The following is a 25,081-nucleotide window of genomic DNA, read 5'->3' as shown; positions in this document are numbered from 1 at the left end:
GGCTCAGCCATGTCCGCCTTCATGTCCGCTTTCGCCAGCCTGGTCGGCGCCCTCGCCGACGTGCTCCACCCGCTCTTCCGGAACGGCTCCACCGCCGCCGCGATCATCCTGTTCACCGCGCTCGTCCGGCTCGCCGTGCACCCTCTGTCCCGGGCCGCCGCGCGCGGGCAGAAAGCACAGCGCCGGCTCCAGCCGCAGATCGCCGAGCTGCGCAAGAAGCACGCCAAGAACCCCGAGCGGATGCAGAAGGCGCTCATGGAGCTGCACCGCGAGGAGAAGGTCTCGCCGTTCTCCGGCTGCCTGCCGAGCCTGTTGCAGATGCCGGCCTTCTTCCTGCTCTACCACCTCTTCTCCAGCCAGAAGATCGGTGACGAGGCCAACGCGCTCCTCGGCCACCAGCTCTTCGACGCCCCACTCGGCGAGCGCTGGCACGACGCGCTGTCGCACGGCGGAGTGTTCGGCGCGCAGGGCCTCGTCTACCTGGGCCTCTTCGCGATCGTGGCCGCCGTCGCCACGTTCAACTACGGGCGCACGAAGCGCCAGATGGCCGCCAACCCCGTCACCCCGGCCACCGGCCCCGACGGTCAGCCGATGCCGGGCATGGGGGCCATGACCAGGATGATGCCGCTGATGTCCTTCTTCACCCTCTTCACCGTCGGCTTCGTGCCGCTGGCCGCCGCCCTGTACGTGGTCACGAGCACCACCTGGACCGCGATCGAGCGGGCCTACCTGTACCGGGACATGCCCGCCCCCGGCGCCGCGGTCGCCACCGCGGCGTGACGACGGCACCGGAGGGCCGGTCCAGGGGGTGAACAGGGTCTTGCGGAGTGATCGGATGTCTTGGAGGATCGGACAAGCCTGCGATGGCCGCCACCCATCCGACGGGCCCGATCCCGACCGAGGAGAGAAAGACTCTTGAAGCTGCTTCGTGTGGGTACGGCAGGCGCGGAACGACCGGCTCTGCTGGACCAGGACGGAACCCTGCGCGACCTGTCGGGCATCGTCCCCGACATCGACGCCGCGCTGCTCGCGGACGCGGACGCGCTCGCCCGGGTACGGGCCGCGGCCGCCGCCCCCGGCGAGCTGCCCGCGCTCGACGCCGAAGGGCTGCGGGTGGGCCCGCCGCTCGCCCGGATCGGCAAGATCGTGTGCATCGGGCTGAACTACCACGACCACGCCGCGGAGACCGGGGCGCAGATCCCCGACGAGCCGATCCTGTTCTTCAAGGCGCCGGACACCGTCGTCGGGCCCGAGGACACCGTGCTCGTGCCGCGCGGCAGCGTGAAGACCGACTGGGAGGTCGAGCTCGCCGTCGTCATCGGGCGCACCGCCCGCTACCTGGAGACCGCCGAGGAAGGACTCGCGCACGTCGCCGGATACGCGGTCGCCCACGACGTCTCCGAGCGCGAGTTCCAGATCGAGCGCGGCGGCACCTGGGACAAGGGCAAGAACTGCGAGACGTTCAACCCGCTGGGCCCCTGGCTGGTGACCGCCGACGAGGTGCCCGACCCGCAGGCGCTGCCGCTGAGGCTCTGGGTCAACGGCGAGCTGAAGCAGGACGGCACGACCGCCGAGCAGATCTTCCCGGTCGGCGAGGTCGTCCGGTATCTGAGCCGGTTCATGACGCTCTACCCGGGCGACGTGATCAACACCGGGACGCCGGCCGGTGTCGCGATGGGGCGGCCCGAGCCCAAGCCGTATCTGCGGGCGGGCGATGTCGTGGAGCTGGAGATCGAGGGGCTGGGACGGCAGCGGCAGGAGCTGAAGGACGCGTAACGCGTCGCGGGCCGGGCAGGGCGTTCAGAAGACGACCTGATGCCGCGGCCCCAGACATCGGAGGGGTGAGGTCCGTCGTGTGCGGACCTCACCCCTCCGCGTACGTCAGCGGCCGAGCCGCGACACGAACTGCTCCAGCGCCTCCACCACCAGCGCGTGATCCTCCGCCTGCGGCAGCCCCGACACCGTCACCGAGCCGATGACGCCCGCGCCCTCCACCGCGATCGGGAACGAGCCGCCGTGCGCCGCGTACCTGTCCGGGTCCAGCCGGGACGCCTCGTCGAACGTCGTCCCCTTCGCCCGGAACCGCGTACCGACCAGGTACGAGCTCTCCCCGTACCGCTCCACCACCCTGCGCTTGCGGTCGATCCACGCGTCGTTGTCCGCGCTCGAACCCGGCAGCGCCGCATGGAACACCTGCTGCGCCCCGCGCCGGACATCGATCGCCACCGGGGCGTGCCGCTCCCGGGCCAGGGCGACGAGCAGGCCGCCCAGCGCGTAGGCGTCGTCGTAGCCGAAATGCGGCAGGGTCAGCCGGCGCTCCTGGGCGATCAGCTCGGAGATGGTCGGAGCGGTGGGGTTCATACGGGCTGCTCCTCGGGGGTGTGGGCGGGGGAGGGGACGGGGGCTTCGGTGCCGGCGGGCCGCAGGGTGACGGTGACCCCCTCGCGGGCCGAGCGGCGGGCCGCCTCCAGGACGTCCAGCGCTTCGGCGGCCTGAAGGGCGGTCACCGGATTGTCGCCCTTTCCGCGCAGCGCGTCCGCGACCGCCGCGTAGTACGCCGGATAGTCGCCCGGCAGCGTGCGGACCGGGGTGCCGCCGCCCGTCAGCGGGGACTCGCCCGAGCCGAGCCGGCCCCACAGCTCCTCGGGCTCCTCGCCCCACGCCCCGCCGTCGGCCGGGCGGGCGCCCTCGCGCAGGTCGGCCTCCTGGGGGTCGAGGCCGTACTTCACGAAGCCGGCTTCTGACCCCAGCACCCGGAAACGCGGGCCGAGCTGGGCCGCCGTCGCGCTCACATACAGGTGCGAGCGGACCCCGGAGGCATGCGTGAGCGCCAGGAACGTGTCGTCGTCGGCCGCCGCGCCCGGACGCCGTACGTCCGACTCCGCGTACACCCGGACCACCGGGCCGAACAGCGTCAGCGCCTGGTCGACGACATGGCTGCCCAGGTCGTACAGCAGCCCGCCGATCTCGCGCGGGTCGCCCGACTCGCGCCAGCCGCCCTTCAAGCCGGGCCGCCACCTCTCGTACCGCGACTCGAAGCGCCGCACCTCGCCCAGCGCGCCGTCCGCGAGGAGCGCGCGCAGAGTCAGGAAGTCGTTGTCCCAGCGGCGGTTCTGGAACACCGAGAGCAGCAGCCCGCGCTCATCGGCCAGCGCCGCCAGCTCCCGCGCCTCGGCCGCGGTACCGGCGACGGGCTTGTCCACGACCACCGGCATCCCGGCCTCCAGCGCCGCCCGCGCCAGCGGTACGTGCGTCCGGTTCGGCGAGGCGATGACGATCAGGTCCAGCTCGTCCGCCCGCTGCCACAGTTCCTCGGGCGACGCGGCGAACCGCACGCCGGGGCAGGCGGCGCGAGCCTGCGCGCGGCGCCCCTCGTCCGTCGTGACGACCGTGTCCAGGGCGAGGCCCCCGGTCGCCGTGATCAGCGGGGCGTGGAAGACGGACCCCGCCAGGCCGTAGCCGACGAGTCCGACGCGCAGGGGGGAGCCGGTGGTACCGGAGGTGGTGTGGGCGGTCATGACTCCCACTTTGGCAACGCTGTTGCCAAAGTGCAAGCGCAGGGGACAATGGGCGCGTGAACAGGAGCAACAGCGGCGCCAATCTGCCCGCCCTGCGCAGCCACAACGCGGCACTCGTGCTGGACCTGCTGCGGGTGGCCGGCGAGCGCGGCATCAGCCGGCTCGAACTGGCCGAGCGCACCGGGCTCACCCCGCAGGCCGTCAGCAAGATCACCGCCCGGCTGCGGACCGAGGGCCTGGCCACCGAGGCGGGCCGGCGCGCCTCCACGGGCGGCAAGCCCAGGACCGTGCTGCGGCTGGTCCCGGAGGCCGGGCACGCGGTGGGGCTGCACCTGGACCGCGACGTGCTGACCGTGGTGCTCGTGGACCTCGCGGGGGCCGTGGCCGGGAGCCGTACGGCTCCGCTGGACTTCGGGGCCCCGGCGGACGAGGTGCTGGCGGCGGCGGCCGGGGCGGTCGCCGCCGTGCGGGGGGACGGGGTGCTGCCGGTGCTCGGGGTGGGCGTCGCCGTGCCGGGGCCGCTGGATCACCGGGGCGGGGTGCTGCACCGCGTCACCGGGTTCCCGCAGTGGGACCGGTACCCGCTGCGGGACGCCCTGGCCGACCGGACCGGGCTGCCCGTCGTCCTCGACAAGGACACCAACGCCGCCGCCCTCGGCCTCGCCCTCAAGGCGCCCGGCCCCGCCGACTTCGCCTACCTCCACCTCGGCACCGGCCTCGGCGCGGGGCTCGTGCTCAGCGGGGCGGTGCACCGGGGGGCCAGGACGGGGGCCGGGGAGTTCGGCCACCAGACCGTGCAGCTGGACGGCATCCCGTGCGGCTGCGGCGGGCGCGGCTGCCTCGAAGCGCTGTGCCTGGCCGCCGCGCACCGGGGCGACGCGGCCGAGGCGGCCAGGGTGCTCGGGACCGGAGCCGCCAACCTCGTCGGGCTGCTCGACATCGGCCGGGTGGTCCTGGGCGGCCGCACCGTCGCCGCCGACCCCGGCACGTACGTACGCGGGGTCCGCGCCGTGCTCGACGAACGGGCGGGGCGCGACGGGGCCGACGGCGTCCCGGTGCCGGTCGTCGCCGCCGGGGGAGGGGACCGGCCGGTCGCGGAAGGGGCGGCGCAACTGGTCCTCGCCCCACTGTTCGGCCGGGTGGACGAGGCGGCGGCGGACGGGCGGGGGCCGGTCCCCGCCGGACTGGGCTGAGCTGGCGGTGACCGACGGCCGTCCGGGTCCGGGCCGATCTACCCGGGGCGGGCGGTGGCAGGCAGGGGCGGGCGGCGATGCCCGCGTGGGGGCCGGTCACCGTTGTCGGCCGGGTGGCCGGGTGGCCGGGTGGCCGGGTGGCCGGGCGGTCGGGGTGGCCGGTCACCGTGGTCGGGGGGCCGGGGTGGTCGGGTGGCCGCCGACGCCCGCCCGGGGCCCGTCCCCGTCGTCCGGCTCGGCCGATCGGGCGGGGCCGTGCCGCCGTCCGGGGCGCCCGGCGCCGCGCCTGCGCGGGCCGCCCGTGCGCGCGTGGCAGGGTCGCCGCCCAGTGCGTGTTCCGCGAGCGGTGCCGTCCGCCCGGCCGGCAGCACGGCGTGACCGGCGGAGCACGACCAGACCGGTGAACTCCGGACCCGGGGCGCGCCGACCGTTTCCGCGAGAAGTGAAGGGCTGGCCGCCATGCCCCCCGAATCACCCGAGCCTCCCGAGTCCCCCGAGCCCCCCGGAGCCGGCCGGCCCCGGCACGGACTCGCGCTCGGGCTGGCCGCCGCGAGCGTCATGCCCGTGGTCCTCGGCGGGGCGACCGCCTCCGCCGCGCCGCAGCGCAACCCCGTCGCCGGTCCGGCCACCCGCCTGGCCCCGTCCGCCCCGTCCGAGTCCGCCACCGCCGAGCAGCAGCCCGCCTGCGGGAAGCCGGGGGCGACCGACTTCCCGATCGACACCCGCATCCACGGCGGGCCCGACACCTACGCGTCCGGCGGCGGCTACGGCACCTGGTTCCTGGACCTGACGAACACCACCACGGAGTCCTGCCGCGCCATCCACCCCGTGCTCGTCCTCACCGACGAGGACCGCGCCCTGACCTCGGACCAGATCCAGCTGGAGTTCTCCGAGCGCGCCCACCCCGGCGTCGAACACCGCGTGACCTGGGAGACGACGGACCGGGACGAGCACATCGGGGTCTTCGGCGGGGCCGGCGACGACTCGTTCCCCGGATTCACCGTGCCCGCCGGCCACACCGTCACCGTCCAGGTCCGGCTCGCCTTCACGTCCGACACCAGCCCCGGCCGGATCACCGCGAACGCCGCGATCGTCCAGCGGCGGGGCGCCGGAAGCGGCGCGGACACCACCGGCAGGGGCACGAAGGACGGCGACGGGGAGTGGGTCGGCGAGTCCGACGACTACCCGTTCACGGTGGTCGAGGACGCATCCGACGGGGACGGCACCGACAGCGGCGAGACCGGCGAGACGGACGGCGAGCGCGAGAGCGCGGGAAGGGAAGACGTGGGCGGCATCGGCCAGGATCAGGAGCAGCACAACGGCACGGGCAGGGGGAAGGGCGAGGAGGGCTACGCCGACCCCGGCCGCCGCCCCGGCGGCACCGGCACCGACCCCGCGGGAGTCCCGGAACTCGCCAGGACCGGCATCTCCGTCCCCGTACCGCTGCCCGCCCTCACCGTCTCCGGCTTCCTGATCGGCGGCGGGGCGATGGTGATCGCGGCCCGGCGGACCCGCCGCGCGCAACGCTGAGCATCCGCCCGGCGGGGCGGCGCCCGCGACGCCGGACACGCGCGCCGGTCGGGGGGTGCGCGCACCTCCCGAGCATCGGCCCGGTCGGGCGGTACGCGCGCCCGCTGAGCATCCGCCCGGTCGGGCGCTGCGCGCGACGCCGGGCATCCGCCCCGGTCAGGCAGTACCTCCACGTCGAACAGTCGGCCTAAACTCGGGTACGTCGGCGCTGCACAACGCGGTGCCGCCGGCGTCCCCGCACCTGGCGTACGGCAACTGGAGTCCCACATGGCAGAGCGCAAGCCGATCTCGTCCTGGCTCACCGACATGGACGGAGTCCTCATCCACGAGGGGACGCCCATCCCCGGTGCGGACGCCTTCATCAAGCGGCTGCGTGACTCGGGACTGCCCTTCCTGGTCCTGACCAACAACTCGATCTACACCGCCCGCGACCTGCACGCCCGCCTCCAGCGCATGGGCCTGGACGTGCCCGTCGAGAACATCTGGACCTCGGCCCTCGCGACCGCCCAGTTCCTCGACGACCAGCGGCCCGGCGGCACCGCCTACGTCATCGGCGAGGCCGGGCTCACCACCGCGCTGCACGACATCGGTTACGTCCTCACCGACCACGACCCCGACTACGTGGTGCTCGGCGAGACGCGTACGTACTCCTTCGAGGCGCTCACCAAGGCGATCCGGCTGATCAACGGCGGCGCCCGCTTCATCTGCACCAACCCCGACGAGACCGGCCCGTCCGCCGAGGGCCCGCTGCCCGCGACCGGCTCCGTCGCCGCCCTCATCACCAAGGCGACCGGCAAGGCCCCGTACTTCGCGGGCAAGCCCAACCCGCTGATGATGCGCACCGGGCTCAACGCGATCGGCGCCCACTCCGAGTCCAGCGCCATGATCGGCGACCGGATGGACACCGACGTGCTGGCCGGTCTGGAGGCGGGCATGCAGACGTTCCTGGTGCTCACCGGGCTCACCACGGTCGCCGACATCGACAAGTACCCGTTCCGGCCGTCCACGGTGGTCGACTCCATCGCGGACCTGGTCGACCTCGTCGACCTGGGCTGACACCGGATTGCGGTGGGGGGCGGGCCCGGACCGCGCCCGTCCCCCCACACTCCACCGGCCCAGCGCCCCCGCGCTGCGGATGCGAAAAGTCCCCGCACGCGTGAACCTGCCATCAGGAGGTTCACGATGCGTTCCATACCCCTCACGTTCTGTGCCGCCGCGGTGGCCGCGGCGACCCTGGTGCCCGTCCCCTCGGCACTGGCCGAAGCCGGTTCCGGCCACGAGGACCCACGGTCCCGGGCCACCCTGTCGGTCAGCCCCTCGTCCGTCGCCCCGGGCGGCGAGGTCGACCTGGAGTTCGCCGGCTGCAAGGGCAAGGAGGCCACCGGGAGTTCCGACGCCTTCGTCTCCCAGGCGCGTTTCTCGCCCGGCGCCGACCGGGCCGCCCTCTTCGCCGAGGCCCGCATCCGTTCGGACGCCGAGCCCGGTGACTACGACGTCCAGGCCGTCTGCAAGGACGACAAGCGCACCAAGGCGTCCGCCGTCGTCACCGTGGTCCACCGCAACCGGCCGATGCCCGTCGCCCCGGTCCGGGCCGGTGGCGGAGGTACCGCCGCGCTCGCGGGTGAGGCGACCGAGCAGGCCGGTCCCGGCACCGCCCACGAGGTGATCGGCCTCGCCCTGGCAGCCGTCGCCGCCGTCGCCGTCGCGTTCCGCAGCGTGCGCCGCCGCCGCCCGGCCGCCGACTGACATGTCGGCCCCGGAGGACTCGGCCGGTCACGGCAGGCTGCTCACCGGAGTGGCCTGGGCCGTCATCCTGCTGGGTCTGTGGCTGTGGGGGCGCGGGATCACCGACGGCTCGGGCATCGGCTCGGCCCCGACCACGGGCGACGTCGCCGCGGTCGGACGTCCGCTCGGCGTGCCGCTGCCCCCGGCGCACAAGCCGATCGCGGGCGTGGCGCCGCAGAGCGTCGAGATCCCGTCGATCGGTATCCGGGCCCCCGTCGTCCCCCGGGACCTGGACGCCGAGGGCGCGATCGAGCCGCCGTCCTTCGACACGCCCCAGACCGTCGGCTGGTACGGCGCCGGCACCGAGCCCGGAGCCAAGGGCCCCGCCCTGTTCGTCGGCCATGTCGACACCGAGACCAAGCCGGCCGTCTTCTACGGGCTCAGCGCGGCCCGCCCCGGCGCGAAGGTCGACGTGACCCGCACCGACGGCACCGTCGCCGAGTTCACCATCGACGACGTCCAGGTCCTCACCCGCGAACGGTTCGACGCCCAGAAGGCGTACGGCCCCCGCGAGGACGGCCGGGCGGAACTCCGGCTGATCACCTGCGGCGGCACGTACGACCGCGCCTCGCGCTCGTACACCGCGAACGTGGTCGTCTCCGCCTACCTCACCGCGGAGAAGAGCACCGGAGAGCGGAGCGCCGGGGAGAGTGCCGAGGAGAAGGTTCCCGCCGGGGCCGTCTGAGATCGCGGCACATGGCACACGGCCCGGCCCGCCGCCCGTCCTCCGGGCGGCGGGCCGGGCCGGTCCTCGACCGCGGTGCGCGGGCCGCGGGAGTGGCCCGGCGCGGACACGGGAGGTCGGTGGCGTCCGGGTCCGCCGCACGCCCACTGTAGGGGGACGAACTCCGCCCGCCCAGAGCATTTCTGACGTTACGTCGATAATCGGTCACCCTCCGCAGGCGACGAACCGGGGCAGAGCGCGGTGAAACCGCCGTAACGGCCCGGTGGCGAAACCGCACAAGGCCGTGGCCGCCCCCGCGCGCTGTGCCAGGATGGGCCGCGATGCGACAGGGCACCGCCCTCGCACCCGAGGGGGAGTGGATGTACGGCAGTCACAACGGCCGGTTCGCCATGCGTGGGGTGGCCGCGGCGGCGGGCCTGGTGCTCCTGCTCGCCGGCTGCTCCGCCTCCGAGGACGGCAAGGGTGACGGCGACCGGGCCGGCGCGGGCGCGAGCGAGGGCGGCGGGAATCCCGCCGGTATCGGCCAGCGGCCCGCCGGCACGGTCCCGTACTGGGTGAACCCGGACGGGACCGCCGCCCGTCAGGTCGCCGCGTACACCAAGGACGGCAACGCCGAGGCCGCCGCGCTGATCCGGCGCATCGCCGAGCAGCCGGTCGCCGAGTGGGTCGGCGCGGAGAATCCGGAGGCCGAGGCGAAGGGCTTCACGCGGGCGGCGGCGAAGGCGGACCGGCGGGCGCTGCTCGTCCTCTACAACATCCCGCACCGCGACTGCGGGCAGTTCTCCAAGGGCGGGGCGGCCGACGGCGACGCGTACCGCGCCTGGGTGGAGGCCGTCGCGCGGGGCATCGGGGACCGCGGTGCCACCGTGATCCTGGAGCCCGACGCGGTGGTGCACCTGGTCGACGGCTGCACCCCGCGGAAGCTGCACGAGGAGCGCTACGACCTGCTCAAGGGCGCGGTGGAGCGGCTGAAGAAGCAGCCGGGCACCCGGGTCTACCTGGACGCGGGCAACGCCGGCTGGCGCACCCCCGACGCGCTGTTCGACTCGCTGCTGCGGGCGGGCATCGGGGCGGCGGACGGCTTCGCGGTCAATGTGTCCAACTTCCAGACCACCGCCGCCAGCAAGGAATTCGGCAGGCAGCTGTCGGCGAAGGTCGGCGGCAAGCCGTTCGTCATCGACACCAGCCGCAACGGCAACGGCCCGTACACCGCGTCCGACTCCGAGGAGACCTGGTGCAATCCGCCGGGCCGGGCCCTCGGCGAGCCGCCGACCGCCGACACGGGCGACGGCCTGGTCGACGCGTACCTGTGGATCAAGCGCCCCGGCGAGTCGGACGGCGACTGCCGGGGCGGCCCGAAGGCGGGCGAGTGGTGGCCCGCCTACGCGCTGGACCTGGTCCGCGCCACGAAATAGCGCCTCCTACGGCACCTCCACCCACGTGCCCTCGGACGGGGTGCCCCGGTCGTCGGTGACGAAGAGCATGTACCAGCCCGACGGCACCAGCGCCCGGTTCTCGGGCACGGTCACCGAGATCGTGCCGTCCGCCTTCTTCAGGTCCAGGGCCACCGAGCGCTGGTCGGTGTCGGTGACATGGGTGACCGCGCTCGGCCGCATCAGCTTCGCCGAGGTGATGGACCGGGCCTGGTGGGTGGTGAAGACCGCCGTGGAGCCGCGCTCGATCTTCTTCGGGCCCGCCGTCAGCTCGGGCCGGGAGTCGCGGTAGAGGTAGGGCGGGGTGTAGATCTCGATGCGCTGCTCGAAGACGCCGGGCCGGGTGTTGGCCTTGTCGGAGTAGAGCGAGTCGGAACCGAAGATCATGACCCGGCCGTCCGGCAGGAGCACGGACCCGGAGTGGTAGTTGCGGCCCACGGCCGGGTCGGCGACCCGCTGGTAGGTGTCCGTCTTCGCGTCGTACAGCCGGGCCTGGAGCACGTCGGAGTCGCTGCGGCCCCGGTAGTCGTTGGAGCCGCCGGTGACCAGGACGGAGTCGTCGGGGAGCAGGGACGCGCTCGGGTAGCGGGTGCCCTCGTCCAGCGAGGCGCCGTCCTTGAACTCGGGGTCGGGGTCCTTGAGGTCCACCAGCCGGGACTTCTCGCTGGACTTCTCGGACTCGCCGACGCCGCCCCCGCCGATCACCATGAACTTCTCGTCCTGGGCCGGAGGCAGCCGCACCGTCGCGGAGGTCTCCATCTTGTCCGGGTCGCTCAGGCCGGGGATCTTGGTGAACTTGTTGGTCGCCAGGTCCCAGACGCCCGGGTCGCGGCCGACGTCGGCGGGGCCGTAGCCGGCGTTCGAGCCGGAGTAGAAGAGCTTGCCGTCGTCGAGGAGGAAGACCGCCGGGTAGGTGGGGAACTTCCGGACGATGCCGGTGTACTCCCACTCCTTGGTCTCCGGGTCGTAGATCTCGTCCTTGCCCGGGACGATCTGCCCGATCTCGTCCAGACCGGAGAGGGCGAGGACCTTGCCGTCCTCCAGGGTGGTCAGCGTCGGGTACCAGCGGGCCTCGTTCATCGGGTCGACGGTGATGTACTTCTCCGCCACCGGATCGAATTCGAAGGCCTCCCGGATGCCCTGGAAGTCCTTCTTGTCGAGGGCGAGCTTCTGGGCGATCCCGTAGACGTTGCGGGCGTCGGAGCCGGTCAGGCCCTGGACGCGGTAGTTGTCCTCGGCGCCCGTCTCGTACTGCGTACCGGACTTCTCGGCCTCGACGTAGATCCGGCCGTATCCCGGGTCGTTGCGCAGGAAGGCGCCGGTCTCCTTGTCGAAGACCTTGGTGGCCTTCTCCACCAGGACCGGGTCCTTGGTGACGAAGGTCTTGCCGTTGCCCTTGCCGGTGAAGCGGGTGCCGGCGGGGAGGGTGACCGGCTTGTCGGGGTCCTCGTTGTGCACGATCATCAGGCCGCCGGCCTTGGTGACGTCGCCCTTGAGCTTCTCGTACCGTCTGGTGCCGCCGGCTATGAGGAGCTTGCCGTCGGGGAGTTGGGTGTGACCGGCGCAGAACATGTCCTTGGGCGTGGGGATGTTCTTGAAGGTGTTGGTCCTGGGATTCCACAGCACCGAGCGGAAGCTCTTGGCGTCGAAGTTCTTCTGGTTGTTGCCCGAACCGGCGACGAGCAGCACCTTGCCGGTGTGCAGGAGCGCCGCGTGGATCGTGTTGATCCGGAACTCGGAGGGGATGTCCAGGAAGTCCCAGTGGCCGTTGTCCGCCTTGTAGCCGGCCCGGTTGATCTTGTAGTCGTGGTAGCGCTCGGTGCCGAAACGGTACAGCCACGGCCCGTTCGCCCCCGCGAGCGCGAGAACCACCGCCGTACTGATCGCCATGCGGCGGGTACGGCGGCTCGGACGGTACTTCATTTCTTACGACCCCCCAGGGCGATCTGCATGGTCTCGTCGTTTCCGGCCCGGTGCCCCCGGGCCGATGTCTCCGGCTGCGGCAGCGGCCGAGGAGGTGCCGCGGGCGGTGGCGTTCCCGCGCGGCGCTTCTTCTTCTCCGCGCGCACGGTGTACTGCCAGCCGATGACCGGTGCCGCCGTGATCAGCAGGGCCAGCGAGGCCCAGGTGACCATCGCCGGGTGGCTGTGGCCCAGCACGTACGAGGCCACGATGGAGCCGCCGAAGACCGCGATGAAGAAGAGGTGGATACGGAACGTGCCGAACAGCGTGTCCGGGCTGGAGGAGTCGCCCTTGGGCGTCACCACGAAGGAGCTCTTGCGGCGCAGCACGGCGTCCATCAGCGAGCGGGCGTAGACCGGCGCGGAGAGCGCGGACATCACCATGCCGGCCAGCCCGCCGGAGCCCTCGGGCTCGTGCGGCGAGACGTTGTGCCGGCGGTTCCAGACGTACAGGCCGATCTGGAGGGCGGAGGCGTTGCCGTAGAGCATCATCCAGACCGTCGGGTCGATCTGCACGCCGGACGCGCCCATGCCCAGGAACAGCGCGCAACTCAGGGCCGCGAGTATCCAGTTCATGGCGGACATCGGGTAGAAGATGATCATCATGGTGTAGTTGAAGAGCTTGCCGGCGGGCAGCGAGCCGAAGCCCTTCCAGTACTGCTTGAGGATCGTCTCGTAGGTGCCGCGCGACCAGCGCAGCTGCTGGGTGAAGAAGTCCGTCCACGCGGTGGGCCCCTCGCCCACGGCCAGCACGTCCGGGGTGTACACGGAGCGCCATTTGCGGCCGGTGCGCGGATTGCGGGCGCGGTGGATCTCGAAGCCGGTCGCCATGTCCTCGGTGATCGAGTCGTACAGCCCGCCGATCTGCTTGAGGGCGGAGATCCGCACCGCGTTGCTGGTGCCGACGAACATCGGGGCGCCGTACCGGTTGCCCGCGCGCTGGATCAGCGCGTGGAAGAGGAACTGCTGCGACTCGGCGGCCTTGGTGACGAACGTGTCGTAGTTGCCGTAGACCTGCGGGCCGATGACGAAGCCGACGTCCGGGTCGCGGAAGTAGCCGAGCATCCGCTCCAGGTAGTTGGGCATCGGTACGTGGTCGGTGTCGACCGAGGCGAAGAAGTCGTACGCGTCGCCGTGCGCGTCGAGCCACGCGTTGTAGTTGCCGTGCTTGGTCTTCGCCCGGTGCGGGCCCTTGGCCTGGTTCCAGTGCGCCACGCCCTTGCGGGAGAAGTGGTGGACGCCGAGCCGCTCGCAGACCGCCTTCACCGCCGGGTCGTCGCCCTCGTCGAGCAGCCAGACGTGCATCAGCCCGCGGTGGCGGATGCGCACCGCGGCCTCCAGGGTCTTCGTCACCATTTCCAGGGGCTCCTTGCCCGGGACGAAGGAGGTGAGGAAGGCGACCCGGGTGCCGTTCTCCGGGACGACCGGGACCGGGTCGCGGGCGACCAGCGTGGCGTGCGCGTTGGACAGGACGTTCATCGTGCGGAACAGCTCGATCAGGCCGATCGAGACCAGCATCACGACGTCGAGGACGAGCAGCGTGTCGTTCTTGAGGTTCGGGTCGCGCTGCGTCCAGTGCTCGGGCTGCATCAGCCAGACGAAGAGGCCGAGCGAGACCAGCGGGGCCGCGCCCAGCAGGAGCGCGGCGCGCACCCGGTGCGGCTCCTGGGAGAGGAGCGAGCGGTACTTCACGGTGTACGGCTTCGCCGGGTCGGGCTGGGTCAGGGGCCCGGCGAGCCGGCTGTAGTGCTCGTAGTCGTACCGGGGAAGCGGCTTGGGCTGCCGGCGTCGGTGACCGCCGGAGCGCAGGGGCCGGAGTATGCGGAGCTGGGTCGTCCGGGAGGGGTCGTCCTCCTGCCGGGGTATGCGGAGCCGGGCCGTCCGGGACGGGTCGTCGTCCTGCCCGGGTATGCGGAGCCGCGTGGTCCGGGAAGGGTCGTTGTCCTGCCGGTCACCCGGCGGCGTCGACGTCATGGGTCGTCCCCCTGCACGCAGGCGGGGCTGCGCGGTCGCTCGGTCGTTTCGTCCGCCGCGTCTCCCCCTGAAACGCGGCCGACGGGCTCAGAGCATGATGCCTGTTCGACTCCGGTCCCGTACAAGGGCCCCGTACGAGGGAGCTGTGCGAGGCCCGTCCCGCAGCGGCCGGCCAACTGCTGGACGCGACGACGCGATTGGCACCGGCCCGGGGCCGGTGCGCGAAAACTGTCAAGGCCCCCTCACCTGGAGTGAGAGGGCCTTGACTGTGCGTGCGCCGCCAGGGACTCGAACCCCGGACCCGCTGATTAAGAGTCAGCTGCTCTAACCAACTGAGCTAGCGGCGCCTGCTGACCTGGAGAACTCTACCCGATCCCGAGTGGTGCTCCCGACCATTTCATCTCTATCCCGGCCTGTCGGATGGTCGTTTTTTCTCTTCTATCCGTCAAAATGCGGTATGTCAGGACAGTTGAGACACTGACGCCCGTGCAGATGCGCCCAAAGATCTTGACGACTGCGGAGGGATTCGCATGACTGTGCCGGCCTTCGAGGAGTACGTACCCGCCATCGACTGCCCCTGTCCGGGCTGCGCCGCCCAGCGGCGCTCCGCGGCCGGCGGACTGCCCACGCGGCACGGGGGGAACCCGGCCGCGCACGGCGCGCGGCGCGTGATGGTGCTGTTCACCACTGCCGGGGTGGTGCTGAGCGCCGGCGTGCTGGAGTCCGCGGGGGCGGTCGCCGATCCGGCCCCGGTGCCCGGCACGGGAGCGCTGACCGGTCTGGCGGGACCGCTGCCGGACAGCCCCCAGGGCGGACCGGGACCGCTGCGGGGGCCGGGGTCCGGCGTCCAGGGAGCCCCCGCGGCCGACACGGCGGCGCCCGTGCTGCGGCCGACGACCCGGGCCGACATCATCAACCGCGCCAAGAAGTGGGTCACCGCGCAGGTCCCGTACAGCATGGAGAAGTACTGGTCGGACGGGTACCGGCAGGACTGCTCCGGCTATGTGTCGATGGCCTGGAACCTGGCGGGCAACGAGTGGACCGGCAGCCTCGCCACGTACGGCACGCGCATCGCCCGCGAGGACCTCCAGCCCGGCGACATCCTGCTCTTCCACAACCTCGCCGACCCCGCCAAGGGCTCCCACGTCACGATCTTCGGCGGCTGGACCGACTACACGCACACCTATTACACGGCGTACGAGCAGACCAAGCCGCACGCCCGCAAGCAGACGACGCCCCTGGCCTACTGGACCAACTCCGGCAGCTATGTCGCCTACCGCTACAAGGGGCTGACCTCGGGAAACGGCGGCAGCGAGGCGACCCCGGCCCCGTTCCCCGGCGCGGCGGAGTTCGGGCCGGGCGCGAACAACGCGAACGTCACGCGGCTCGGCACGATGCTCGTCGCCCGGGGCGGCAAGCGCTTCTACAAGGTCGGCCCCGATCCCGTCTGGACCGATGCCGACCGGCAGGCGACCCGGGCGTTCCAGGAGGCCCAGGGCTGGAAGGGCGCCGAGGCCGACGGCATCCCCGGCCCCGACACCTGGGAGCTGCTGGTGACCGGAACCGGCCACGACATCCCCGCCGCGAGCGGCCAGAACGGCCCGGCGGGGGTTCCGGCCTTCCCCGGGCGGGGCTATTTCCGGCCGGGTCAGTCCAACACCCATGTCGACAGGCTCGGCAAACAGTTGGTGAAGAAGGGATACGGCACGTACTACCTGTCGGGCCCCGACCCTCGGTGGACCGAGGCGGACCGGCGCAATGTCGAGGCCTTCCAGAAGGCCCAGGGCTGGCGGGGCACGGAGGCCGACGGCTATCCGGGCCCGGAGACCTGGCGGCGACTCTTCGCGTGACACGACGACGCACATGACGGAGGCGGTAATGCGATCCACGGTGTCGGACAGCTCCGGGAAGCCGGAGTACGGGCAGGAGCCGGAGTACGGGGAGGAGAGATACGGGACGGTCCCGGTACGGGAATGGGTCGGTCCGGGCGGCGCCGGCAGCGTCACGGACGCCTGGGCGGCAGCGGGGGAGCGGGCCGCGGAGGCGGTGGAGGACGCGGTGCCGGTTTCTGGCGGGGTGCGGGACGCGGTGCCGGTTCGCGATGGGGTGTGGGACGCGGTCCCGGTGCGGGACGCGGTGCCGGTGCGGGACGCGGTCCCGGTCTCGGACTCCGTTTCCGGGGCGGCCCCGGTCTTCGGGCCGGTCGCGGTCTCGGTGCCCGCCGGGGGTGAGGTGGTGGTCGACGTGCCGGGGAGCGAGGACGAGCCGGCGGGTGCCGGCGTGCGCGCGGAGGAGGGACCCCGTGCCGAGGCCGCGTCCGACTCCGTCGTGGACCTGGTGCTCGATCTCGTGCCGGGTGAGGACGACCGCAGGGGGCCGCTCGGTGCGACCTCGGCCTCCGTCTCGGTGCCGTCGGCCGGGGAGCGGGACGCGGCCGAAAAGGACGAGGCGGTGGCCGTAGCGGTGGACGGGACCGCGCCCGCGACCGTACCCGCGCCCGATGCCGACCCGCCGTCGGACGCCGACGCCGACGCCGACGCCGATGCCGACGCTCCCGAGCCCGTCCTCGTTCTCGCCGGAGCCGGAGCCGGGGCCGGAGCCGGAGCCGGAGCCGGAGCCGGAGTCGCAGCCGGGGCGGAGGCCGAGACCGCCACCCGCGTACCCGGGCCCGACGCCGGGCCCCCGCGTACCGACTCGGTCCGGGACACCGGGCGGCACCAGGCCGTCATCGCCAACGAGCGCACCGCCACCATCCCCGTGCACCTGCTCTTCCGCGAGGACCAGCGGCCCGGGGCCGACGCCGCCGCCCTGCCCGGGAGCGTCGTGCGGCGGGCGGGCGGGGGCGAGCCGGGGGCCGGGGTGCGGCGGCCGCCCGTGCCGAGGACCCCGCAGGTGCGGCCCTCGACCCGGCCGGCGCCCGACGCCGACCCCCGGCTCCACGAACGGCCGGGGCCCGCGCTGCCCGGCTGGGCCGCCCTGCTCACCGGCTTCGGCGGGACCGTGGCCGCGGCCGGTGTCCTGTGGTGGACGGGCGCGGTGCCGGACGCGCTGTCGGCCAGGGTCGGGCTCGGTCCGCGACCGTACGACGGGCTCGGCACGGGCGCCTGGGCGGCGCTCGTCGTCCTCGCGACCGTGGTGCTGTTCGCGCTCGGCGGGCTGAGCCGGGGACGGGTCGGATACGCGTGGGTGCTCACGCTCTTCGGCCAGTACCGGGGCAGCGTGCGGCGGACCGGGCTGATGTGGGTCAGTCCGCTGCTGCTGCGCCGCCGGGTCGACGTACGGCTGCGGCACTGGCGCAGCGAGCCGCTGCCCGCGGTGGACGCGAACGGAACGGCTCTGCGGGTCGTCGTCCTGGTCGTGTGGCGGGTCAAGGACACCGTGCGGGCGGTGCTGGGGATCGAGGGCCACGAGGAGTACCTGCGCGAGCAGGTCGAGGCGGCGATGGCGCGGGTCCTGTCCCAGCTGCCCGCCGACGCCTTCCACGAGGACGCGCACACCCTGCGCAACGCGGAGGCGGTCGGCGACGCGCTGACGCGGATGCTGAAGGCGGACTGCGAACCGGCCGGCATCGAAGTGTACTCGGCCCAGCCGACCGGCATCGAGTACGCGCCGGAGGTGGCGGCGGCGATGCAGCGGCGCCGCATCGCGGCCATCGACGCCAAGCACCGGGACAGCGTGCTGACCACGGTCGTGGACGCGGTCGATGACACCGTGACCCGGCTGACCGCCCGGGGCCTCGTAGAACTCGACGACTACGAACGCAAGGCCCTGGTCAAGGACTTGACGGTGGCCTTCTACACCGGCCGGGCCGGGGGTGACGGCGCCTGACGCCGGGTGGGGGGAGCTTTCGGGGCAACCGGAATCACGCGCTCATTGGTCTGGACATGTTCAAGCCGCGTCAATAATCTAGGCCTTGGTCTAGACCGCAGAACCCGCGCGCACAGCAATGCTCATGGAATCCCCCCTCCCCCCACGCATCCGAGGAGCGACAGCAATGCGTATGAAGGCAAGTGCGGCCCTGGTGGGCCTCGCGGTAGCGGGCGTCTCGATGTTCGCGACCAGCAGCGCCAGCAGCCACGGCTACACGGACAACCCGATCAGCCGTCAGAAGCTGTGTGCCAACGGCACGGTGACGGGCTGCGGCAACATCCAGTGGGAGCCGCAGAGCGTCGAGGGCCCCAAGGGCTTCCCGGAGGCCGGTCCCGCGGACGGGGCGATCTGCTCCGGCGGCCACGGTGAGTTCGCGCAGCTCGACGACCCGCGCAACGGCGAATGGCCCGCCACCAAGGTGACGGCCGGTCAGGGCTTCAGCTTCCGCTGGCAGTTCACCGCCCGCCACGCCACGTCGGACTTCCGCTACTACATCACCAAGGACGGCTGGGACCCCACCAAGCCGCTCAAGCGCTCCGACCTGGAACCGCAGCCGTTCATGACGGTGCCGTACAACAACCAGCAGCCCCCGGCGACCCTGACCCAGCAGGGCACCATCCCCACCCAGAAGTCGGGGAAGCACATCATCCTGAGCGTCTGGAACGTCGCGGACACCGCCAACGCGTTCTACGCGTGCTCCGACGTGCAGTTCTGACAGTACCGACGTTTCGCCGGCTCCCGTACGGCGTAACGGACGTGCTGTCGGCGGGCAGCACAATGAGCCCCGGGGTGGTGTGGGACACCACCCCGGGGCTCGCCCTTTCGCCGTCCGGCGAGGGCATGATCAGACCCGCGCGGGGACCTGGGGCGCCTCGGGAGCCCCGGCCACCGGCGCCTCGGCGGCGGGGGGCGCCGGACGGGTCGCCCGGCGCAGCAGGGTCGCGGCCAGCACGGCCCCCGTCAGCAGGATCAGCGAACCGGTCACCGAGGCGTACCGCATGCTGTGCACGAAGGCCTCCCGGCCGATCGCGATCAGCGAGTCGTCACCGGTGGTCAGCGCGCCCGGCAGGGTCCTGCGGGCCACGTCCGGGGCCGAGGCGGGCATGTCCGCCCGGTAGACCGCGGTGGCGACGGCACCCAGCAGGGCCATGCCCAGCGCACCGCCGAACTCCTGCCCGGTCTCCAGGAGCGAGGCGGCCGCACCGGCCTTCTCCGGCGGGCTGGCGGTCATCGCCAGGTCCGAGACCATGGCCATCACGGCGACGATGCCGCTGCTCATCACGCCCGAGCCGATGAGCAGCAGGGCCAGCGAGTCGGTCCCGGCCAGCGTGAAGACGCCGAAGCCGGCCGCCCCGATGACGAACCCGCCGCAGACGACGTACGCACGCTGGGTCCGCTGGCCGATCGCGGTCGCCGCGGGCGCCGCCGCACCCACCGCCAGGGACGGGGCCAGGCTCCACAGCGCGGCCTCCATCGTGCTCATGCCGAGCACCGACTGCAGGTACTGGGTGGTGAAGAAGGCCGAGCCCATCATCGCGAAGGCGGCCAGCGCGTTCAGCCCGATCCCGACACCGAAGCCGCGGCCCCGGAACAGCTCCCGGCTGATCATCGCGTCGGAGCGGCTGCGCTGCCGGCGTACGAAGACCCAGCCGATGACGAGCCCGGCGGCGATGATCAGGGCGCGCCGCGCGTCGAGTCCGTGGGCGGCGCTCTCCTTGATGCCGTAGACCACCGGCAGGACGGTGCCCATGGACAGCGGCACGCTCAGGAAGTCGAAGCGGCCCGGCTTCGGGTCCTTGAACTCCGGGACCAGCAGCGGGACGAGCACCAGCAGCAGCAGCATCGCGGGCACGTTGATCAGGAACACCGAGCCCCACCAGAAGTGCTCCAGCATCACCCCGCTGAGCACCGAGCCGAGCGCGACCCCGCCGGCCATGGCGCCCGACCAGATGCCGATGGCCTTCGCCCGCTGCTGCTCGTTGTGGAACATGTTGCGCACCAGGCCGATGGTCGAGGGCATCAGCGTCGCCCCGCCGATCCCGAGCACCGCGCGGGCCGCGATCAGCATCTCCGGGCTGGTGGCGTAGGCGGCGCAGACCGAGGCGGCACCGAAGGCGAGGGCCCCGATCAGCAGGAGCCTCCGGCGGCCGATGCGGTCGCCGAGCGAGCCCATCGTGATGAGCAGGCCCGCCAGGGCGAAGGCGTACACATCGAAGATCCACAGCTGCTGGGTGGCGCTGGGGGCGAGGTCCCGGTCGATGGACGGGATCGCGAAGAAGAGGACGGACACGTCCATCGAGACCAGGAGGAGGGGGAGGAGCAGGACCACGAAGGCGGTCCACTCCCGACGGCCGGCGAGGCCGCCGGATGCGGCGGCGGTGGTGCTCGGAGGGTTCGTCATGCCAAGGAATATACGACTGTTTAAAACAGGTGTCTAGTACGGCTGTGTAAAACATCTGTACATGACCCTGGGCAGCACAAAACGCACGAGGCGGTCTCCGTGGATACGGAAACCGCCTCGTGCGTTGTCTGTGCGCCGCCAGGGACTCGAACCCCGGACCCGCTGATTAAGAGTCAGCTGCTCTAACCAACTGAGCTAGCGGCGCCTGCTGACTCGAAAATAATACCTGGTCCCGAGGGGTGCTGATGACACGCCTAGGGCCTGCCTTCAAACTGCCGTCGTCGCCCGAAGGGCGGCCGGGCGGCGTCAGGTGTGTGCTCTCGGTGTGCCGGCCCCAGGCCCCTGTACTGGACGTACCGGGGTCTGGGGCCGGTGCGGCGAGAGTGCGTGCATGGCGTCGCCCGGCAGACGGCAGTTTGAAGACAGGTCCTAAAGCGCCAGCGACAGCAGCATCGGGGCCGCGCGCCGGTTCAGCGTGTCCGCCGCCGCGCGCAGTCGGTGGGCGTCCTCCACCGGCATCGACAGGGCCAGGCAGCCCGCCGCCGATCCGGCGGTGAGCGGCACCGCCGCGCAGACCGTGCCCACCGCGTACTCCTGGAGGTCGAGCACCGGAACCGTCGCCGGCTGGCTGTCCAGCTTGGAGAAGAGGACCTTCTCGCTGGTGATCGTCCGCGAGGTGAGCCGGGCCGTCTTGTGCCGCGCGATGTGGTCGCGCCGCCCGTTCTGGTCGAGCTGGGTCAGCAGGCACTTGCCGATCGCCGACGCGTGCGCCGCCGACCTGAAGTCCACCCACTCGTTGACCGCGGGGGTGTGCGGGCTGTCCGCGTACTGCGTGACGCGGATCTCGCCGTCCACGTACCGGCTGATGTAGACCGCTGCGCCGACCGAGTCGCGCAGCTGGGCCAGGGTCTGCTGGAGCTTGATCTCCAGGGCCTGGCGGCGGGCCGTGCCCGAGCCGAGCAGCAGCAGCGAGGCGCCCACCACGTACGCGCCGTCGGTGATCTGCTCCACGTACCCCTCGCGGCGCAGCGTCAGCAGCAGGGCCGAGAGGTGGCCGATGGGCAGGCCCGTCTCGCGGGAGATCTGCGCGTCGGTCACACCGCTGCCGTGCGTGGAGACCGTTTCGAGCACGCGGAGGGCGTACTGAACCGAGTGGAACGGAGCAGTCGGTTCGGGCTTCAACGGCACGGTTTCCCCCCTACCAGTTGTGACCGGAGGCCGGCTTGTCGGCCGGAGGCACGCCACCACGATAGCCGTCCCCGCCCTGTTCGGGGGGTGGTCCCGCGGACTTGTGGGTGCGCCCCGGAGCTGTCAGCAGGGGCGCACCCGTATGGCATATGCCACCGTCATGCGCGGACGACGGATGCCGAGGTCACAGCACCGCGTTGAGGAATTCGCGCGTGCGTTCGTGCGAGGGATCGGAGAAGATTTTTTCCGGCGAACCGGACTCCACGACCCGTCCGGCGTCGAACATCAGCACCTTCTCCGAGACGTCCCGGGCGAAGTTCATCTCGTGCGTCACGCAGAGCATCGTGATGTCGGTGTTGCGGGCGATGTCGCTCAGCAGCTCCAGCACCCCCGCCACCAGCTCCGGGTCCAGCGCGGATGTCACCTCGTCCAGGAGCAGGATCTCCGGCTCCATCGCCAGCGCGCGGGCGATCGCGACACGCTGCTGCTGGCCGCCGGAGAGCTGCGAGGGATGCGCGTCGACCTTGCCGGACAGACCGACGAGGTCCAGCAGCTCCCGGGCGCGGGTCTCCGCCTTGTCGCGGTCCATGCCGAGCACGTTGACCGGCGCCTCGGTGATGTTCTGGAGCACCTTCATGTTGGGGAAGAGGTTGAACTGCTGGAAGACCATGCCGATCCGCCGGCGGGCCGCCCGCAGGTGCTTCTCGGACGCCGGCCGCAGCGAGCCGTCCGGCGCCCGTACATGGGTCAGCGGTTCGCCGTTGATCCAGATCACGCCGTCGCTGACCTTCTCCAGCGTCATCAGCAGCCGCAGGATCGTCGTCTTGCCCGAGCCGCTGGGCCCGATCAGGGTGACGTGCTCGCCGCGCTCGACCGAGAACTCCAGCTGGTCCAGGACCGTGTGGTCGCCGTAGCGCTTGACGACCTTGTCGAAGCGGACGAGCGGGTGTCCGTCGTCCTTGGAGGTGTCGACCGGCACGACGGCCTCGGGGGCCGCGGCCGTCTTCTTCTGCAGAGGGTCAGTGGCCAAGGCGCTTCTCCAGCTTTCTCATCAACAGCGAGGTGGGGTAGCTCGCCACCAGGAAGATCAGTCCCGCGAGGGTGAACACCTCGGTGAAGACGAAGTGTTGGGCTCCGTAGTCGCGTGCCTCGAAGACCATCTCGTGCACCGTGATCACGGCGAGGAAGGGTGTTTCCTTGAACATCGAGATCGCGTAGTTGCCGAGCGCGGGCACCACGTTGCGCACCGCCTGCGGCAGGATCACGGCCTGCCAGGTCCGCCGGGGCGTCATCGACAGCGCCCGGCACGCCTCCCACTGGCCCTTCGGTACGCCGTCGATCCCGGCGCGGTACACCTCGGAGGTGTACGTGGCGTAGTGGACGCCCAGCACCACGATGCCGATGGTCAGCGGCTCCACCGAGGTGAACAGCGCGGCCGCGCCCACCAGCTGGACCAGCAGCGGGGTGGAGCGGATGAACTCCATCACCACCTTCACCGGCACGGTCACCAGCCGGGACGGCGCCCGCCCGGCGACCGCGATGGCCAGCCCGAGGACCGCGGCGACCAGGGTGCCGAACACCGTGGCCAGCAGGGTCGTCTCGAACCCCTTGAGCAGCAGGGGGAACGCGTCACCGACGGCGCCCCAGTTGAAATCACTGTTCACCGGGCACCTCCGGTGGCCTGGGCGGTCACGGCACTGCGGGACTTCAGCAGACTCTTCCCGCCGGCTGCCAGGCCGAGCCGCCGCTTGGCGGACCGCTCCAGCAGGTTCATCAGCAGGGTCAGCGCATAGGCCAGGACGAAGTAGCAGGCCAGCAGCGTGACGTAGGCGGTGAGGGTCTCACCCGTACGGCTGCGGAGCTTCTCGATGGCGGTCATCAGGTCCGCCGCCGAGATCAGCCACAGCAGCGGGGTGGCCTTCAGCAGCTGGATCAGCAGGTTGGTGAACGACGGGATCATCTGCACCCACGCCTGCGGCAGGATCACCTTGCGCATCCGGTGCAGCGGCGACATGTTCAGCGCGAGCGCCGCCTCGTACTGCCCGCGCGGCACGGAGTTGATCGCGCCGCGCACCACTTCGGCGCCGTACGCCCCGTAGTTCAGGCCGAACGCCAGCACCCCGCAGACGACCGGCGTCAGTTCGTACCCGGTCAGCTGCGGCATCGCGTAGTACAGCCAGAACAGCTGCACGTACAGCGAGGTGCCGCGGAAGAACTCCACGACCACGCGGGAGACCCCGCGCGACAGCATGAGCCGGCTGAGCGACATCAGGCCGAGGACGAACGACAGGAGCAGCGCCACCAGGGCGCCGAACACCGTGGCCTCCAGGGTCACCCACAGGCCGGACCGCAGTTGCGGCAGATCGTCGGCGAAGGCCGAGAAGAAATCATTCATGCGGTGGGTACCGTCCCTGTCAGCCCTTGCACAGATCGGCCGTCTTCAAGGTCGCCGGCGGAAGCTCGGTCGCCCCGAAGCCGTAGTCCCGGAGCAGCTCCACATAGCGCGACTTGTCCGCGACGATCTTCTTCAGCTCGCGGTTGAACGCGTCCCGCAGCTCCTCGTTGCCCTTGCGGAAGACGGCGCCGCCGGGGCTGTACTGCTTGGAGCCGTCCAGCTCGGGCAGGAACGCCTCGGTGACCTCGGTGCCCTCGTTGGTCTTGGCGAGCCAGCGCAGCGAGATACCGGTCAGCAGGAACGCGTCGACCCGGCCGCCCTTGACCGCGTCCGCCCCGTCCTGCGGCTTCTGCAGGGTCTTGATCTTGCCCTCGGGGATGCCGGCGCCCTTGGCGTACGAGCCCTCGACCGCACCCGCCATCACACCGACGGTGATCCCGGCCTCCTTCGCGGACGCGAGGTCGGTGACCTTCTTCGGGTTGCCCTTCTTGACCATCAGCGCGGTCGGCGAGATGAACTCGGGCTCCGAGAACAGGGCGTTGGCGCAGCGCTCCGGGGTGATCGCCATGCCGGCGCTGACCACGTCGTACTTGCCGGCCTGGAGGCCGGGGATCAGGCCGTCCCACTCGGTGAGGGTGGGCTTCAGCTCATCGACGCCCAGCGCCTTGAAGATCTCCCGGTGCAGCGTGGGCGCCTCGCCCTTCAGCTCCTTGCCCTCCATGTAGCCGTACGGGGCCTCGTCGGCGTACGCGACCCGCACGAACCCCTGCTTGCGGAGCTTTTCGAGCGCGCCCTCGCCGTCGGCGGAGCCCTCGCCGGCCTTGCTGCACGCGGCGAGGAGGCCGGGGACGACGAGCAGACCGCCCACCGCTGCCGATCGGTTGAGGAATCCCCGGCGGGACAGGTTCGGGAAGTCAGCCATGGTTCGCAATCTCCTGAAGGGGTCGAACAGTCCGGACAGGCTTGGGCCTGTCCGGCGGACAGGCCCTGGGCGCCTGCCCGATCCCCCGTGTCTATTCAGGAAGAACGCGCATGTAATCGAACGGTGGCCGGAGGGTGACCTTCCCGTGTCCGCCCGCAGGCCGGAAGGCGGTGTTTGCGCGGGATGTCCGGTACTCCGCTCCGGTACCCCGCTCCGGTACCGCGGC

Annotated in this window: 21 protein-coding genes and 2 tRNA genes; 11 read left to right on the top strand and 12 right to left on the bottom strand. The window is 71.9% G+C overall.

The genetic code is table 11. The features are described 5' to 3' along the window. The first annotated feature begins 9 nt into the window (after positions 1–9). Together P8A18_RS11145 and P8A18_RS11140 are read left to right on the top strand one after the other, a co-directional pair. Positions 10–780, top strand: a complete 771-nt coding sequence (locus P8A18_RS11145) for a YidC/Oxa1 family membrane protein insertase (protein ID WP_306053791.1) — start codon at positions 10–12, stop codon at positions 778–780. Positions 781–915: 135 nt separating this feature from the next. Further along, positions 916–1,776, top strand: a complete 861-nt coding sequence (locus P8A18_RS11140; protein ID WP_306053789.1) for a fumarylacetoacetate hydrolase family protein — start codon at positions 916–918, stop codon at positions 1,774–1,776. A gap of 105 nt (positions 1,777–1,881) precedes the next feature. On the opposite strand, the gene P8A18_RS11135 is transcribed toward P8A18_RS11140, so the two are convergent. Further along, complete coding sequence (locus tag P8A18_RS11135; protein ID WP_306053787.1) at positions 1,882–2,361, bottom strand: heme-degrading domain-containing protein; 480 nt, start codon at positions 2,359–2,361, stop codon at positions 1,882–1,884. Continuing rightward, on the bottom strand, positions 2,358–3,518 hold the full coding sequence (locus P8A18_RS11130) for a Gfo/Idh/MocA family oxidoreductase (RefSeq protein ID WP_306053784.1): 1,161 nt from the start codon (positions 3,516–3,518) through the stop codon (positions 2,358–2,360). The genes P8A18_RS11135 and P8A18_RS11130 overlap by 4 nt, the downstream gene beginning before the upstream one ends. Positions 3,519–3,574: 56 nt before the next feature. On the opposite strand from P8A18_RS11130, the gene P8A18_RS11125 reads away from it, so the two are divergent. The 6 genes from P8A18_RS11125 (at position 3,575) to P8A18_RS11100 (ending at position 10,126) form a co-directional block, all read left to right on the top strand. Next, positions 3,575–4,711: an ROK family transcriptional regulator gene (locus P8A18_RS11125; protein ID WP_306053782.1), complete on the top strand. Its 1,137-nt coding sequence runs from the start codon at positions 3,575–3,577 to the stop codon at positions 4,709–4,711. 459 nt (positions 4,712–5,170) lie between these two features. After that, positions 5,171–6,241, top strand: coding sequence for a hypothetical protein (locus P8A18_RS11120; protein ID WP_306053780.1), 1,071 nt, complete (start codon positions 5,171–5,173; stop codon positions 6,239–6,241). Positions 6,242–6,508: 267 nt separating this feature from the next. Beyond that, positions 6,509–7,297: an HAD-IIA family hydrolase gene (locus P8A18_RS11115; RefSeq protein ID WP_018555802.1), complete on the top strand. Its 789-nt coding sequence runs from the start codon at positions 6,509–6,511 to the stop codon at positions 7,295–7,297. A 126-nt stretch (positions 7,298–7,423) separates the two neighbouring features. After that, positions 7,424–7,987, top strand: a complete 564-nt coding sequence (locus tag P8A18_RS11110) for a hypothetical protein (RefSeq protein ID WP_306053776.1) — start codon at positions 7,424–7,426, stop codon at positions 7,985–7,987. Between the two features lies 1 nt (position 7,988). Next, entirely contained in the window at positions 7,989–8,711 is a 723-nt protein-coding gene (locus tag P8A18_RS11105; RefSeq protein WP_306053774.1) for a class F sortase, read from the top strand. Positions 8,712–9,070: 359 nt separating this feature from the next. After that, positions 9,071–10,126, top strand: a complete 1,056-nt coding sequence (locus tag P8A18_RS11100; RefSeq protein ID WP_306060827.1) for a glycoside hydrolase family 6 protein — start codon at positions 9,071–9,073, stop codon at positions 10,124–10,126. 6 nt (positions 10,127–10,132) lie between these two features. Here P8A18_RS11100 and glxA read toward each other — a convergent pair whose 3' ends face one another. The 3 genes from glxA to P8A18_RS11085 all read right to left on the bottom strand — a co-directional run bounded on the left by glxA (position 10,133) and on the right by P8A18_RS11085 (position 14,426). Then, positions 10,133–12,067: a radical copper oxidase GlxA gene (glxA, locus tag P8A18_RS11095; RefSeq protein ID WP_306053772.1), complete on the bottom strand. Its 1,935-nt coding sequence runs from the start codon at positions 12,065–12,067 to the stop codon at positions 10,133–10,135. Further along, on the bottom strand, positions 12,064–14,079 hold the full coding sequence (locus tag P8A18_RS11090; protein ID WP_306053770.1) for a glycosyltransferase family 2 protein: 2,016 nt from the start codon (positions 14,077–14,079) through the stop codon (positions 12,064–12,066). Before P8A18_RS11090 ends, glxA begins: the two co-directional genes overlap by 4 nt. A 273-nt stretch (positions 14,080–14,352) precedes the next feature. Next, positions 14,353–14,426: transfer RNA gene (locus P8A18_RS11085), tRNA-Lys, on the bottom strand. A gap of 183 nt (positions 14,427–14,609) precedes the next feature. On the opposite strand from P8A18_RS11085, the gene P8A18_RS11080 reads away from it, so the two are divergent. The 3 genes from P8A18_RS11080 (at position 14,610) to P8A18_RS11070 (ending at position 18,664) form a co-directional block, all read left to right on the top strand. Then, a complete protein-coding gene (locus tag P8A18_RS11080) occupies positions 14,610–15,929 on the top strand; it encodes a peptidoglycan-binding protein (protein ID WP_306053768.1) in 1,320 nt (439 codons plus the stop codon). Positions 15,930–15,957: 28 nt separating this feature from the next. Further along, a complete protein-coding gene (locus P8A18_RS11075; protein ID WP_306053766.1) occupies positions 15,958–17,907 on the top strand; it encodes an SPFH domain-containing protein in 1,950 nt (649 codons plus the stop codon). 166 nt (positions 17,908–18,073) lie between these two features. Beyond that, positions 18,074–18,664 carry a lytic polysaccharide monooxygenase auxiliary activity family 9 protein gene (locus P8A18_RS11070; protein ID WP_037711324.1) on the top strand — a complete coding sequence of 197 codons (591 nt, stop codon included), beginning with the start codon at positions 18,074–18,076 and terminating at the stop codon, positions 18,662–18,664. 129 nt (positions 18,665–18,793) lie between these two features. Here P8A18_RS11070 and P8A18_RS11065 read toward each other — a convergent pair whose 3' ends face one another. The 7 genes from P8A18_RS11065 to ehuB all read right to left on the bottom strand — a co-directional run bounded on the left by P8A18_RS11065 (position 18,794) and on the right by ehuB (position 24,855). Beyond that, positions 18,794–20,350: an MFS transporter gene (locus P8A18_RS11065; protein ID WP_306053764.1), complete on the bottom strand. Its 1,557-nt coding sequence runs from the start codon at positions 20,348–20,350 to the stop codon at positions 18,794–18,796. 131 nt (positions 20,351–20,481) lie between these two features. Further along, positions 20,482–20,555 (bottom strand) — tRNA-Lys (locus P8A18_RS11060). Between the two features lie 224 nt (positions 20,556–20,779). Next, the gene (locus P8A18_RS11055) at positions 20,780–21,538 is read right to left on the bottom strand and encodes an IclR family transcriptional regulator (RefSeq protein ID WP_306053762.1); all 759 of its coding nucleotides are present in this window, start codon (positions 21,536–21,538) and stop codon (positions 20,780–20,782) included. Positions 21,539–21,722: 184 nt separating this feature from the next. Beyond that, positions 21,723–22,568: an ectoine/hydroxyectoine ABC transporter ATP-binding protein EhuA gene (gene ehuA / locus P8A18_RS11050; protein ID WP_306053760.1), complete on the bottom strand. Its 846-nt coding sequence runs from the start codon at positions 22,566–22,568 to the stop codon at positions 21,723–21,725. Further along, positions 22,558–23,202 carry an ectoine/hydroxyectoine ABC transporter permease subunit EhuD gene (gene ehuD, locus P8A18_RS11045; protein ID WP_306053758.1) on the bottom strand — a complete coding sequence of 215 codons (645 nt, stop codon included), beginning with the start codon at positions 23,200–23,202 and terminating at the stop codon, positions 22,558–22,560. Before ehuD ends, ehuA begins: the two co-directional genes overlap by 11 nt. Further along, positions 23,199–23,933 (bottom strand): ectoine/hydroxyectoine ABC transporter permease subunit EhuC, encoded by a 735-nt coding sequence (gene ehuC / locus P8A18_RS11040; RefSeq protein WP_306053757.1) that lies wholly within the window; start codon positions 23,931–23,933, stop codon positions 23,199–23,201. The genes ehuD and ehuC overlap by 4 nt, the downstream gene beginning before the upstream one ends. 19 nt (positions 23,934–23,952) lie before the next feature. Continuing rightward, the gene (gene ehuB / locus P8A18_RS11035; RefSeq protein ID WP_306053756.1) at positions 23,953–24,855 is read right to left on the bottom strand and encodes an ectoine/hydroxyectoine ABC transporter substrate-binding protein EhuB; all 903 of its coding nucleotides are present in this window, start codon (positions 24,853–24,855) and stop codon (positions 23,953–23,955) included. Positions 24,856–25,081: the final 226 nt, after the last annotated feature.

Origin of the sequence: Streptomyces sp. Mut1, assembly GCF_030719295.1 — a bacterium.
GTDB lineage: Bacteria > Actinomycetota > Actinomycetes > Streptomycetales > Streptomycetaceae > Streptomyces > Streptomyces castrisilvae.
The sequence above is the reverse complement of the archived record's forward strand: the minus strand, read 5'-3'. Positions and strand labels throughout refer to the sequence as shown.

Excerpts from the sequence above, each read along its gene's own strand:
- P8A18_RS11145 (WP_306053791.1), top strand. The coding sequence starts at position 10 with ATGTCCGCCTTCATGTCCGCTTTCGCCAGCCTGGTCGGCGCCCTCGCC.
- P8A18_RS11135 (WP_306053787.1), bottom strand. The coding sequence starts at position 2,361 with ATGAACCCCACCGCTCCGACCATCTCCGAGCTGATCGCCCAGGAGCGC.
- P8A18_RS11130 (WP_306053784.1), bottom strand. The coding sequence starts at position 3,518 with ATGACCGCCCACACCACCTCCGGTACCACCGGCTCCCCCCTGCGCGTC.
- P8A18_RS11120 (WP_306053780.1), top strand. The coding sequence starts at position 5,171 with ATGCCCCCCGAATCACCCGAGCCTCCCGAGTCCCCCGAGCCCCCCGGA.
- P8A18_RS11115 (WP_018555802.1), top strand. The coding sequence starts at position 6,509 with ATGGCAGAGCGCAAGCCGATCTCGTCCTGGCTCACCGACATGGACGGA.
- P8A18_RS11110 (WP_306053776.1), top strand. The coding sequence starts at position 7,424 with ATGCGTTCCATACCCCTCACGTTCTGTGCCGCCGCGGTGGCCGCGGCG.
- P8A18_RS11105 (WP_306053774.1), top strand. The coding sequence starts at position 7,989 with ATGTCGGCCCCGGAGGACTCGGCCGGTCACGGCAGGCTGCTCACCGGA.
- P8A18_RS11100 (WP_306060827.1), top strand. The coding sequence starts at position 9,071 with ATGTACGGCAGTCACAACGGCCGGTTCGCCATGCGTGGGGTGGCCGCG.
- glxA (WP_306053772.1), bottom strand. The coding sequence starts at position 12,067 with ATGAAGTACCGTCCGAGCCGCCGTACCCGCCGCATGGCGATCAGTACG.
- P8A18_RS11090 (WP_306053770.1), bottom strand. The coding sequence starts at position 14,079 with ATGACGTCGACGCCGCCGGGTGACCGGCAGGACAACGACCCTTCCCGG.
- P8A18_RS11080 (WP_306053768.1), top strand. The coding sequence starts at position 14,610 with ATGACTGTGCCGGCCTTCGAGGAGTACGTACCCGCCATCGACTGCCCC.
- P8A18_RS11075 (WP_306053766.1), top strand. The coding sequence starts at position 15,958 with ATGCGATCCACGGTGTCGGACAGCTCCGGGAAGCCGGAGTACGGGCAG.
- P8A18_RS11070 (WP_037711324.1), top strand. The coding sequence starts at position 18,074 with ATGCGTATGAAGGCAAGTGCGGCCCTGGTGGGCCTCGCGGTAGCGGGC.
- P8A18_RS11065 (WP_306053764.1), bottom strand. The coding sequence starts at position 20,350 with ATGACGAACCCTCCGAGCACCACCGCCGCCGCATCCGGCGGCCTCGCC.
- ehuC (WP_306053757.1), bottom strand. The coding sequence starts at position 23,933 with ATGAATGATTTCTTCTCGGCCTTCGCCGACGATCTGCCGCAACTGCGG.
- ehuB (WP_306053756.1), bottom strand. The coding sequence starts at position 24,855 with ATGGCTGACTTCCCGAACCTGTCCCGCCGGGGATTCCTCAACCGATCG.